General features: G+C 72.0%; 9 protein-coding genes and 1 pseudogene. 8 read left to right on the forward strand and 2 right to left on the reverse strand.

Features of this window, described 5'->3' with window-relative positions:
- The first annotated feature begins 66 nt into the window (after positions 1-66).
- The 4 genes and pseudogenes from AC3CH1_RS19435 to AC3CH1_RS19450 all read left to right on the forward strand — a co-directional run bounded on the left by AC3CH1_RS19435 (position 67) and on the right by AC3CH1_RS19450 (position 3,741).
- On the forward strand, positions 67-1,269 hold the full coding sequence (locus AC3CH1_RS19435; RefSeq protein ID WP_488464085.1) for an FAD-dependent oxidoreductase: 1,203 nt from the start codon (positions 67-69) through the stop codon (positions 1,267-1,269).
- Between the two features lie 65 nt (positions 1,270-1,334).
- Positions 1,335-1,566: pseudogene (locus tag AC3CH1_RS19440) on the forward strand (cysteine hydrolase family protein); the annotation flags it as partial.
- Between the two features lie 453 nt (positions 1,567-2,019).
- Positions 2,020-2,508, forward strand: a complete 489-nt coding sequence (locus AC3CH1_RS19445; RefSeq protein ID WP_488464444.1) for a discoidin domain-containing protein — start codon at positions 2,020-2,022, stop codon at positions 2,506-2,508.
- Between the two features lie 141 nt (positions 2,509-2,649).
- Positions 2,650-3,741 (forward strand): DUF1996 domain-containing protein, encoded by a 1,092-nt coding sequence (locus tag AC3CH1_RS19450; protein WP_488464086.1) that lies wholly within the window; start codon positions 2,650-2,652, stop codon positions 3,739-3,741.
- Positions 3,742-3,966: 225 nt separating this feature from the next.
- On the opposite strand, the gene AC3CH1_RS19455 is transcribed toward AC3CH1_RS19450, so the two are convergent.
- Together AC3CH1_RS19455 and AC3CH1_RS19460 are read right to left on the reverse strand one after the other, a co-directional pair.
- The gene (locus AC3CH1_RS19455; protein ID WP_488464087.1) at positions 3,967-5,850 is read right to left on the reverse strand and encodes an ABC transporter ATP-binding protein; all 1,884 of its coding nucleotides are present in this window, start codon (positions 5,848-5,850) and stop codon (positions 3,967-3,969) included.
- The gene (locus AC3CH1_RS19460; RefSeq protein WP_488464088.1) at positions 5,847-7,787 is read right to left on the reverse strand and encodes an ABC transporter ATP-binding protein; all 1,941 of its coding nucleotides are present in this window, start codon (positions 7,785-7,787) and stop codon (positions 5,847-5,849) included. Before AC3CH1_RS19460 ends, AC3CH1_RS19455 begins: the two co-directional genes overlap by 4 nt.
- 164 nt (positions 7,788-7,951) lie before the next feature.
- Between AC3CH1_RS19460 and AC3CH1_RS19465 the strand changes: the two genes are divergently transcribed.
- From AC3CH1_RS19465 to AC3CH1_RS19480, 4 genes are read left to right on the forward strand one after another with little or no spacing between them, the layout of a single operon-like run.
- Positions 7,952-8,869 (forward strand): ABC transporter ATP-binding protein, encoded by a 918-nt coding sequence (locus AC3CH1_RS19465; RefSeq protein WP_488464089.1) that lies wholly within the window; start codon positions 7,952-7,954, stop codon positions 8,867-8,869.
- Between the two features lies 1 nt (position 8,870).
- Entirely contained in the window at positions 8,871-9,671 is an 801-nt protein-coding gene (locus AC3CH1_RS19470) for an ABC transporter permease (RefSeq protein ID WP_488464090.1), read from the forward strand.
- A 14-nt stretch (positions 9,672-9,685) separates the two neighbouring features.
- The gene (locus tag AC3CH1_RS19475) at positions 9,686-11,035 is read left to right on the forward strand and encodes a sensor histidine kinase (protein ID WP_488464091.1); all 1,350 of its coding nucleotides are present in this window, start codon (positions 9,686-9,688) and stop codon (positions 11,033-11,035) included.
- Positions 11,032-11,685 (forward strand): response regulator, encoded by a 654-nt coding sequence (locus AC3CH1_RS19480; protein ID WP_488464092.1) that lies wholly within the window; start codon positions 11,032-11,034, stop codon positions 11,683-11,685. Before AC3CH1_RS19475 ends, AC3CH1_RS19480 begins: the two co-directional genes overlap by 4 nt.
- The last annotated feature ends 3 nt before the right edge of the window (positions 11,686-11,688 follow it).

The following is an 11,688-nucleotide window of genomic DNA, read 5'->3' on the forward strand; positions in this document are numbered from 1 at the left end:
CCACAGGTGTGGTGATTCTCCGTGCGGTCCTCCTCCGTACGGTCGGAACGAGCTCGGGAGCGCGACATGACAGGAACGGCGACCGTGGTCGGCGCGGGCATCGGCGGTCTGGCGACCGCGCTCGGACTCCGCCGCGCCGGCTGGACGGTCACGGTGCTGGAACGGCGCGCCGAACTGGAGCGGTACGGCGGGGCCTTCGGCATCCACCCCACCGCACAGTCCGCGCTCGACCGGCTCGGCGTGGGTGACGCGCTGCGCGACCACGCCGTGCCCTACCGCGACGCGCACATCCGCACCCCGGACGGGACATCGATCGGCCGCCTCCCGCTGGAGCGCATCGAACGCAAGGCGGGCCGCCCCGAACTCCTCATCTCCCGGCCCTACCTGCTCGACGCCCTGCTCGCCTCCCTCGCGGCATTCGGAGACGTCCCGCTCAGGTTCGGCGAGCGGGTCACCGGCCTGGACGCGCCGGCCGCCGGACAGGACCTGGTGGTCGGCGCCGACGGCATCCGCAGCGCCGTTCGCACCGCCCGCTTCGGCGACCGCAGCGGCCCCCGCCGGATCGGCACCGTCGCCTGGATCGGCGTCGCCGACTTCGAGAGCCCGGTGCACGGCGAGACCTGGGGCAGCGGGCGCTTCTTCGGGCTGACCCCGGTCGAACCGGGCCGCACCAACTGGTACGCCACCGTGCCCGAGGCCACCACCGCCGAGGAACTGCGCGCCTCCTTCGCCGGCTGGCACGACCCGGTCCCGCGCATCCTGGACGCCACCGACCCGGCCACCTGGATCCGCTACGAGATGCACCACCTCTACCCGGCGCTGCCCAGCTTCGTCTCCACCGGCACCCGGCCCGCCCTCTCTGCCTCCTCCGACGCCGGGCCCGCCTCCCCTGTCTCCTCCGATGCCCGGCCTGGCTCCTCCGGGGCCCGGCCCGCGTCCCGTGTCTCCTCCGGCACACGGCCCGCGTCCCGTGTGTCCTCCGACGGCCGGCCCGTCCCCGTCGCCCTGGTCGGCGACGCGGCCCACGCCATGACGCCCAACCTCGGCCAGGGCGCCTGCACCGCGATCCTGGACGCGGAGGCCCTGAGCCGTGCGCTGGCCGAAGCACCCCCGGGCCCCGCGGGCATCCAGGGCGCCCTGCGCGCCTACGACCGCGAACGCCGCCGCAGCGCCCAGCGGACCGCCTTCGGCTCGCGGACCCTGCACCGCTTCATGAGCATGGAGCGCACCCGGTTGCGGAACGCGGCGGTGCGGCTGCTGCCGGGCTGAGTTCCACGGGCTGCGCAGCCGCGGCGACGTCCTGTCCGTACAGGACGACGGAGGACGTTTATGCGCTCTGGGCCCGCGATATCGACAGCCTCGTTCTCACCGGCATCGCCACCAGCGCTGTGGTGCTGTCCACTCTGTGGCACGCCATCGACCTGGACTTCGGCCTCACCGTGCTGGCGGACGGCTGCCTCGACACCGACCCCGAGGTGCACCGAAATGCTCACCGAGAAGCTGTTCCCGCAGTGGGCGGAGGTCATCGCGGTCGAGGACTGGCTACTTCGAGAAGACCGCGAGTGAGCCTGGGGGCCGGCACGGTCTTCGCTGCCACAGTCCGATGAGCCCCTGTAGGTTCCGCTACTCCGTGGACACCCGCGGGCCCGCGGGCATCTGAGCTGGAGTGTTGGTGTCGGTGGGCACTCCCGGTCGGCAGGTCTGCCCCGATCCGACGGAACAGGACGTCACCGAGGCGCTGCGTGCTGTTGGGCCGACCACGGCCAGACAGCGCGCGTTCCGGTCAGCAGGTCGGGCCGGCCTTCCGGCGTCCCCGGCACCGCTTGAGGCGACGGCAGGGGACGCGGTCAGCCGCATATGCGTCATCGTGCGAGTGCTGGACGGTGCCGCTTGTGAGGTCCTCTTCGCCGCACGGGAGCGGTCGCCGCGACGGGGCCTCGCGGTGCCTTATCGGGTGGCCCGCCGCGGTCTCGCGAACCACGTGTCAACTCAAGACGGAAGGAAAGTGGCGTCCAGCGTATTGACCACACGCGGGATGGGCGACATGGTCGGGAGAGCGCTCTCCCGGTTCCTTACGTCGCTCCAAGGAGTCACCGCTGTGTCCATTTTTGGCATGCCCCTGGCGGGGTTTCCCCAGACCCAGGGGCCCGCGCGGCGCAGTCTCACTGGTGCTGTGGTCACCGCGTTCGCCACCACGCTTCTCCCGGTAGTCCCGTCGACGACAGCGCAAGCTGCTCCGGTGCTCACGTCCCAGGGCAACCGGTCTCGGCGTCCAGTCGGGAGTGCTCCGGGACCGCGCCGGCCGGTGCGGTCGACGGGGATCTCGGTGCCCGCTGGTCGAGCGCCTCGTTGGATGCGCGGTGGCTGCGAGTGGACACGGGCGGCTCCGTCGCGCTCAGCCAGGTGGTGCTGCGCCGGGAGGGGGCTTCCGCCAAGGCGTATCGGATTGAGTTGGGCACGGCCGGCACGAACCGCTACTCCCTCCACGAGTTCGGCATCTACAGCTGACGGAGCACACCACCAGCAGGCGGCGGAGTCTCAACCGGGCCGCCGCCGCCTCGCACCACCGCACACCTCGTAGTCGTCCACCGAAGTCGCGTGCCGTGTCCGCGTCACGCGCACCCGCCCCCCCGCGTGCAGGAGATCCCCATGAGATCGAAACCCAGACGGCTTCCAGCGCTTCTCGTCGGAACAGCCCTCATCGCCAGTGTCCTCGGTATCGGGACCATCGCCTCGGCCACGGACACGAGCACCCCTGCGCTGACCTCCGGCATGGCCGCGGCAGGCCACACCGGCCACACCATGGCCGTGTCCACCCAAGCGTCGGGTGACGACACCGACGGGGACGGCTACATTCCCGCCGTACCCCAGGTCACCGGCGTCATCCCGTCCACGGCCACCCCGCCCCCCGCCTACCACCACGAGTTCCAGGCCGGCTGCTCCGTCACCCACACCGCCCCCGACGACCCGATCGTCTACCCGGGCCAGTTCGGCAGATCCCATGACCACACGTTCATGGGCAACACCTCCACCGACGCCGCCAGCACCACCGGCTCGCTCTACGGAGGCAACACCTCCTGCAAGGTGCCCGCGGATGCCTCCGCGTACTGGATGCCCTCGCTCTACAAGGGCGACCAGAAGATCCTGCCTGTCGGACCGCAGGTCATCTACTACAAGGCGGGCGTCACCGACTACCGGAGCGTGCGGCCCTTCCCCAAGGGTCTGCGGTTCGTCGTCGGCAACCCGATGCAGAGCGCCCAGGAGTTCCGCAGCCACAAGGGCTTCGTCGAGGGTTGGGAATGCGGTGACAGCTTCTTCAACACCGACATCCCGGCGAGCTGCCCGAGTCGGCCCGATGTGCAGCTCAACTTGCGCATGCAGGCCCCCAGTTGCTGGGACGGAAAGTACCTGGACACCCCGAACCACCAGAGCCACATGGCCTACCCCGTCGTGAGGCCCGGCACCAACGACAACATGTGCCCGATATCCCACCCGGTCGCCCTGCCGATGATCGAGTTCAAGATGGCGTGGCCGGTCAACGGCGACATGAGCCAGGTCCGCCTGGCCAGCGGCCGCGGCTACTCCTTCCACTACGACTTCTTCAACGCGTGGGAGGAGCGCACCCTCAAGGCCCTGGTCGACCACTGCATCGTCGGCGGCCTCCAGTGCGACACACGGGGCTTCGACCTCTACCGCCCCGAACGCGGTGCCGCACTGACCACCGACCACCGCCTGCCCTGACCCGGCTGACAGCGCTGTCCCACAGCCCGGCTGCTTCCCGCCTTCTCCGGGACGCTGCCGGGCTGTTTCCTGTGCCCGCCTCTGATCACTGCGCCTCGCCGCGCGGGCAGGCTCTGCATCATCTACCGAGCGTCACTGTTGTCCATGATCACGTAAAAGTGTCCAAACGGTGCCCGTGATCACGCGAAAATGTCCACGGAATTGCGCAACCTACACGCCCTCAGCTCAGGCCAGGCTGTCCTTCCACGTCCGGTGCAGCCCCGCGAACCGCCCCGTCCCGCCGATCAGTTCGGCGGGTGCGCCGTCCTCCACGATCCGGCCGTGCTCCATCACCAGCACCCGGTCCGCGATCTCCACCGTGGAGAGCCGGTGGGCGATCACCACCGCCGTGCGGCCGTGCAGCACCGTGTCCATGGCCCGCTGCACGGCCCGCTCGCCGGGGACGTCCAGGGAGCTGGTCGCCTCGTCGAGGATCAGCACCGCCGGGTTCGCCAGCAGGGCCCGGGCGAACGCCACCAACTGGCGCTGGCCCGCCGAGATGCGCCCGCCCCGCTTGCGTACGTCCGTGTCGTAGCCGTCCGGCAGGGCGGCGATGAAGTCGTGCGCGCCGATCGCCCTCGCGGCGTGCTCGATCTCCTCGCGGGTGGCGTCCGGGCGGCCGATCGCGATGTTCTCCGCGACCGTCCCGGAGAACAGGAACGCCTCCTGCGTCACCATCACCACGCCCCGGCGCAGCTCGGCGGTGTCCAGGTCGCGCAGGTCGGTGCCGTCCAGCAGCACCCGGCCCTCGGTCGGGTCGTAGAAGCGGGCCAGCAGCTTGGCCAGCGTCGACTTGCCCGCGCCCGTCGACCCGACGACCGCCACCGTCCGGCCCGCCGGGATGTGCAGGTCGAAGGTGGGCAGCACCTCGCCGCCCGTACGGTAGGCGAACCGCACCCCGTCGAACGTGACGTCCCGGCCGGGGAGCCCGCCCCGGCGCGGCGGCAGTTCCTTCGGCCGGTCGGTCTCCGGGACGTTCGGCGTCTGGGCCAGCAGACCGGCGATCTTCACCAGCGAAGCGGCCGCCGACTCGTAGGAGTTGAGGAACATGCCCAGCCGGTCGATCGGGTCGTACAGCCGGCGCAGATACAGCACCGCCGCCGCCAGCACCCCGAGCGCCAGCGTTCCGTCCGCGACCCGGTAGGCCCCCCACAGGACCATGCCGGCCACGGCCGTGTTCGCGATCAGCCGCGAACCGATGACATAGCGGGCCATCTCCAGTATCGCGTCGCCGTTCGCCCGCTCGTGGCGGGTGTTCAGCGCCGTGAACACGCTGTCGTTGCTCCGCTCGCGGCGGAACGCCTGGACCGGACGGATGCCGTTCATCGTCTCCGCGAACTTCACGATCACCGCGGCGATCGCCGTCGACCGCGCCGCGAACGCGACGGACGCCCGCCGCCGGTACAGGCGCACCATCAGATACAGCGGTACGAAGGAGAGCGTGGCGATCGCGCCGATCCCCAGGTCCAGCCAGAGCAGCACCGACGCGATCGACACGAACGACAGGACCACGCCGATCAGTTCCTGGAGCCCCTCGCTCAGCAGCTCCCGCAGCGACTCCACATCCGTCGTGGAGCGCGAGATCAGCCGGCCCGAGGTGTAGCGCTCGTGGAAGTCGACGCTGAGCGCCTGCGCGTGCCGGAAGATCCGGCCGCGCAGATCGAGCAGCACGTCCTGGTTGATCCGTGCGGCGGCCCGGACGAAGGCGTACTGGAGGACGCCCGCGCCGACGGAACAGAGCGCGTAGGCGATCGCGACCGCGATCAGCGGCCCGTAGTCGTGGTCCCGGAACGCCGGAACCCCGCTGTCGATGGCGTACGCCACCAGCAGCGGGCCCGCCTGCATCGCGACCTGCTGGACGAGCAGGAGCAGGGCCGACACCGCGACCCGGCCCCGCATCGGGGCCAGCAGCGAGAACAGCAGCGCCCCGGTCGCCCCGGGCGGCGCGGGCAGGTCGTCCCGGTCGAACGGGTCGTCCGCGCGCTCGGGCGCGGGAGCGACGACCCGGCTCCTCGGCGTGCCGTCGTCGTCGGCGGCCGGGAGCGAGGCGTCGTCGGTGGTCGTGGTCATCGGGCACTGCCCTCCTCGGCGGGGACCTGCTGTACGGGGGCGCTCACCGAAGTGGCGGGGTGCGGGTCGGCGGGCGGGTCCACCGGGTTGGCGGGCGCGTCCACCGGGTCGTCGTTGGGCGCGTCGCCCGGTGCTTCTCCCGCACGGGCAGGAGGCGGCCCGGAAGCAGGCTCGCTGCCCGCACCCGACATCAGCCAGGCGTACTCCGCGTCGTCCCGCAACAGCTCCTGATGCGTGCCGACCGCGGCGATCCGGCCCCCGGACAGCAGCGCCACCCGGTCGGCCAGCATCACGGTGGAGGGCCGGTGCGCCACGACCACCGCGGTCGTCCGCTCCAGGACCTGCCGCAACGCCGCCTCCACCAGCGTCTCCGTGTGCACGTCCAGCGCGGAGAGCGGGTCGTCCAGCACCAGGAAGCGCGGCTCCCCGACCACCGCGCGGGCCAGCGCGAGGCGCTGGCGCTGGCCGCCCGACAGGCTCAGGCCCTGCTCGCCGACCTCGGTGTCCAGCCCCTGGGGCAGCTCGTGCACGAAGTCGGCCTGGGCGACCGACAGCGCCCGGCGCACCTGCTTCTCGTCCGCTTCGGCCGCGCCCATCGTCACGTTCTCGCCGACCGTCGCGGAGAACAGCGTCGGCTCCTCGAACGCCACCGAGACCAGCTCCCGCAGCCGCGAACGCTCCATCGTGGCGATGTCCTCGCCGTCCAGCGTGATCCGTCCGCCGTTCACCTCGTGGAGCCGGGGCACCAGGGCTGTCAGCGTCGTCTTGCCCGACCCCGTGCCCCCGACCAGGGCCAGCGTCTCACCGGGCCGGATGTGCAGATCGATCCCGGCGAGGACCGGCGGCGAGCCCGGATCCGCGTCCGGGTAGCGGAACTCGACGCCCTCGAACACCATCCCCGGTGCGGTGGCCGGCGCGCTCTCCCGTACGGCGACGGCCCCGGGCTCCTCCGCCACGTCCATCACCTCGAAATACCGGTCGGTCGCCGTCGCCGACTCCTGGCTCATCGCCAGCAGGAAGCCGATCGACTCCACCGGCCAGCGCAGGGCGAGCGCCGTGGAGAGGAACGCCACCAACGTGCCCGCCGACAGCGTCCCGTCCGCCACCTGGATCGTGCCCAGCACCAGCGCCGCGCCGATCGCCAGCTCCGGAATGGCGGTGATCAGCGCCCAGACCCCGGCGAGCAGCCGCGCCTTGCCCAGCTCCGTGGTGCGCAGCCGGTGCGAGAGCGCCCGGAAGGCCTGCGACTGGCTGCGGTGCCGGCCGAAGCCCTTGACGATCCGGATGCCCAGCACGCTCTCCTCGACGACCGTGGTGAGATCGCCGACCTGGTCCTGGGCCCGGCGCGCGACCACCGAGTACTTCGTCTCGAACAGCGAGCACAGGATCACCAGCGGCACCGCGGGCGCCAGCAGCACCAGACCGAGCGTCCAGTCCTGGGCGAACAGGATCACGAACCCGACCAGGATCGTGGCCGTGTTGACGACCAGGAAGGTCAGCGGGAACGCCAGGAACATCCGGAGCAGCATCAGGTCCGTCGTCCCGCGCGACAGCAGCTGACCCGAGGCCCAGCGGTCGTGGAACGCCACCGGGAGCCGTTGCAGATGGCGGAACAGATCCGCCCGCATCGACGCCTCGACCCCCGCCAGCGGGCGCGCCACCAGCCACCGCCGGAGCCCGAACAGCAGCGCCTCCGCGATAGCCAGCAGCAGCAGGTACAGCGCCCCCAGCCACACCCCGCCCGGATCGCGTCCGGCGACGGGACCGTCCACCATCCACTTCAGGACCAGCGGGATCACCAGTCCCAGACAGGACGCCAGGATCGCCACCAAGGCGGCCGTGAACAGGCGCACCCGCACGGGTCGGACATAGGGCCACAGGCGCAGGAGGGAGCGCACGGCGGACCGGTCCGTGCGCTCTGCAGGCTTTTTGGGCATCAGGGGCGACCTTACGGTTCACCACTGACATCGGTCCTGCCAATTTCGGCCGTGCCGGACTGGCCGGCGGCGACGGTCGTACCCCGGGTCAACCGATCGGCTGATGCGCCGTCGAGCGTGACGGCGGATACCGCCCGCGCCCGACCGCCGGAACCCTGGTGGACATGGCCATCATCGAAGTCAACGGGGTACGCAAGACCTACGCCGGCCGTGCCGTGGTCGACGGCGTCTCCTTCTCCGTCGACGAGGGGGAGATCTTCGGCATCCTCGGCCCCAACGGGGCGGGCAAGACCACCACCGTCGAATGCGTGGAGGGCCTGCGCATCCCCGACGCGGGCACCATCAGGGTCGCCGGGCTCGACCCCGTCGCCGACCACGACCGGGTGACGCGGCTGCTCGGCGCCCAGCTCCAGGAGAGCGAGCTCCAGGCCAAACTGACCGTACGGGAGGCGCTGGAGCTGTACACCGCCTTCTATCCGGCCCCCGCCGACTGGCGGCCGCTCGCGGACCGGCTCGGCCTGGCGGACCGGCTCACCACCCGCTTCGCCAAGCTCTCCGGCGGCCAGAAGCAGCGCCTGTTCATCGCCCTCGCCCTGATCGGCAACCCGAAGGTCGTCGTACTCGACGAACTGACCACCGGCCTCGACCCGCGCGCCCGCCGCGACACCTGGAAGCTCATCGAGGAGATCCGCGACGGCGGGGTGACCGTCCTGCTCGTCACCCACTTCATGGAGGAGGCCCAGCGCCTCTGCGACCGGATCGCCGTCATCGACCGGGGCAGGGTCGTCGCCCTGGACACCCCGGCGGGGCTGATCCGGCGGGCCACCGGCTCCACCGTGCTCTCCTTCGTGCCCTCCCGGGCGCTCACCGGTCCCGACCTCACCCGGCTCACCGCGCTTCCCGGCGTCGCGACCGTGACCCCGCCGGACCGCGAGGGGGCGCTCACGCTGCACGGCACCGACGAGACGGTCACCCCGTTCGTCGCCCTGCTCGCCGAACTCGGCGTCACCGCCCAGCGGCTGCGCATCACCGAGACCAGCCTCGACGAAGCCTTCCTCGACCTCACCGGACAGGACCTCTGACATGCCGACCGAGACCGCCACCGCACCGGCCACGGCCCCCGGGTCCCGCATCGCCCGGCGACGCGGTCCCGCGGCCGCCGTCCTGATCGCCGAGACCCGGCTCTTCCTCCGCGAACCGGGCAACCTCTTCTGGATCTTCGCCTTCCCCTCCGTTCTTCTGGTGATCCTCGGCTTCATCCCCGCCTTCAAGGAGGCGCGGGACGACCTGGGCGGACGGCGCGTCATCGACCTGTACGTCCCCATCTCGATCCTGCTCGCCATGATCACGGCGGCGGTCCAGGCGATGCCGCCGGTCCTCGCCGCCTACCGCGAGCGCGGAATCCTGCGCCGGATGTCCGCCACCCCGGTGCGGCCCTCCGCCCTGCTCTGTGCCCAGATCCTGCTGCACGGCGCGGCCTGCCTCGCCTCCGCGCTCCTCGTCACCGTCGTCGGCCGGATCGCCTACGGGGTCGCGCTGCCCGAACAGCTCCCCGGCTATCTGCTGGCGCTGCTGCTCGCCGTCGCCGCCGTGCTGACCCTGGGCTCCGTCATCTGCGCCCTGTCCCGGACCGCGAAGGCGGCCACCGCGTTCGGCACGGGCGCCTACCTCGTGATGATGTTCAGCGCCGGGGTGTGGCTGCCCGTCCGGACGATGCCCGACGCCCTGCGCCGCATCGTGGAGATCACCCCGTTGGGGGCCGCCTCCCAGGCGCTGGAGCAGGCCGCGGCCGGGAGCTGGCCGGGCTGGATCCACTTCCTGGTCCTCGCCCTGTGGACCGCGGCTCTGGGCTTCGCGGCCGTTCGACTCTTCCGGTGGCAGTGACGGAGACTGCCGGAATGACGTCGCCGCCCCGCTCCTCGTACCCCTCGGGTGCGACAGGGCCCCGCACCATCGAGGACCGCTGGGAGCAGTTCTACCGGTACGGGCCCTACGCCGTTCTCACCCTGTCCGTCCTCGTCGGGGGCGTCGCCGCCGACCTGATCATGACCCGTACCGAGACGTACGTCGCCGGGGGCCTCGTCGTGGCGGCGTACGGGCTCCAGCTCTGGTGGGGACGGGCCCGCCCGCGTACCGCTCCGGGCGCCCCGGCCGGGGTGGCCTACTACGGCGCCCGGACCGTCCTGGCGTTCGTGCTGTCCTGGCTCAACCCGTTCTTCGCGATCTACGCGGCGCTCAGCTACTTCGACATCGAGCCCCTGCTGCCCAAGCGCTTCGTCCGCGTCGGGGTGCTCACCACCGCCGTCACCTTGGCCGGTTCGCAGAGCGGAGGTCTGCCGCCCGCCTCGTTGACGAACTGGGTCGCCTTCTGCGTGCTCTACATCGTCAACGCCGCCCTGGCCCTCTTCTTCTGGCATGTCGGCATGCGGGAGGAGGAGAAGGCCCGCATCCAGGTCGAGACCATCGCCGAGCTGGAGCGCACCAACCTCCGGCTGGAGGGGGCCATGGCGGAGAACGCGGCCCTGCACGCCCAACTCCTCGTCCAGGCCCGCGAGGCAGGGGTCGACGACGAGCGGCGCCGGCTCGCCGCCGAGATCCACGACACCCTCGCCCAGGGACTCACCGGGATCATCGCCCAGCTCCAGGTCGTCACCTCCCTGACGGACCGCGATCCGGAGACCGCCCGCGTCCACCTGGGGCGGGCCGCCGCGCTCGCCCGCCACAGCCTCGGCGAGGCCCGCCGCTCCGTGCACAACCTCGCCCCCGTCGCCCTGGAGCACGACGAGTTGGCCGGAGCGCTGGAGAAGACCGTCGCCGACTGGGCCGAACAGCACCGCGTACGGGCCGACTTCACCGTCACCGGCACCGTCGAACCGGTCCACGACGAGATCGCCGCCACCCTGCTGCGCATCGCGGGCGAGGCCCTCTCCAACGCCGGGCGGCACTCCGGGGCCTCCCGGGTCGGGGTGACGCTGTCCTTCATGGACGACGAACTGACCCTGGACGTACGGGACGACGGGCGCGGCTTCGACCCCGCCGCCGCCACTCCGGCCGACCGCACCGGCGGCTTCGGCCTCGGCGGGATGCGGGCCCGCGCCGAGCGCATCGCGGGCGCGGTCGAGGTGGAGTCGGAACCGGGCGGCGGCACGGCGGTGTCGGCCAGGGTCCCCCTGGTCAGGCACCCCGTGAACAGCACCGCGGCGGCCCCTGGCCAGACGCCTCCGGCTCGCCGTACGGTGCGGTCATGACCGAGCCCGCCGCCCGCACCATCAGCCTCGTCGTCGTCGATGACCACCCGGTCGTCCGGGACGGGCTGCGGGGCATGTTCGCCGCCGCACCCGGATTCGAGGTCCTCGGCGAGGCGGCGAACGGCGTGGACGCCCTCGCGGTCGTCCAGGCACTCGACCCCGACGTCGTCCTGATGGACCTGCGGATGCCGGGCGGCGGGGGAGTGGCGGCCATCGCGGAGCTGACCCGGCGCGGCGCCCGCTCGAAGGTCCTGGTGCTCACCACGTACGACACCGACTCCGACACCCTGCCCGCGATCGAGGCGGGCGCGACCGGCTACCTCCTCAAGGACGCCCCGCGCGAGGAGCTGTTCGCGGCCGTCCGGGCCGCCGCCGACGGGCACGGCGTCCTGTCGCCCGCCGTCGCCTCCCGGCTGATGACCAGGGTCCGCACCCCCGCCGCCGACCCCGTCGGGACCGCCCTGTCGGCCCGCGAGCGCGAGGTGCTGGTCCTGGTGGCGCGGGGCACCACCAACCGGGAGATCGCCACCGAACTGTTCATCAGCGAGGCGACCGTGAAGACCCACCTCACCCACGTCTTCGCCAAGCTGGGCGCCAAGGACCGGGCCGCGGCCGTCGCCGTCGGCTACGACCGGGGCATCCTCGGCTGACCC

The organism is Streptomyces sp. MGP-P1, from assembly GCF_057766565.1.

Excerpts from the sequence above, each read along its gene's own strand:
- AC3CH1_RS19435 (WP_488464085.1), top strand. The coding sequence starts at position 67 with ATGACAGGAACGGCGACCGTGGTCGGCGCGGGCATCGGCGGTCTGGCG.
- AC3CH1_RS19450 (WP_488464086.1), top strand. The coding sequence starts at position 2,650 with ATGAGATCGAAACCCAGACGGCTTCCAGCGCTTCTCGTCGGAACAGCC.
- AC3CH1_RS19455 (WP_488464087.1), bottom strand. The coding sequence starts at position 5,850 with ATGACCACGACCACCGACGACGCCTCGCTCCCGGCCGCCGACGACGAC.
- AC3CH1_RS19460 (WP_488464088.1), bottom strand. The coding sequence starts at position 7,787 with ATGCCCAAAAAGCCTGCAGAGCGCACGGACCGGTCCGCCGTGCGCTCC.
- AC3CH1_RS19465 (WP_488464089.1), top strand. The coding sequence starts at position 7,952 with ATGGCCATCATCGAAGTCAACGGGGTACGCAAGACCTACGCCGGCCGT.
- AC3CH1_RS19470 (WP_488464090.1), top strand. The coding sequence starts at position 8,871 with ATGCCGACCGAGACCGCCACCGCACCGGCCACGGCCCCCGGGTCCCGC.
- AC3CH1_RS19475 (WP_488464091.1), top strand. The coding sequence starts at position 9,686 with ATGACGTCGCCGCCCCGCTCCTCGTACCCCTCGGGTGCGACAGGGCCC.
- AC3CH1_RS19480 (WP_488464092.1), top strand. The coding sequence starts at position 11,032 with ATGACCGAGCCCGCCGCCCGCACCATCAGCCTCGTCGTCGTCGATGAC.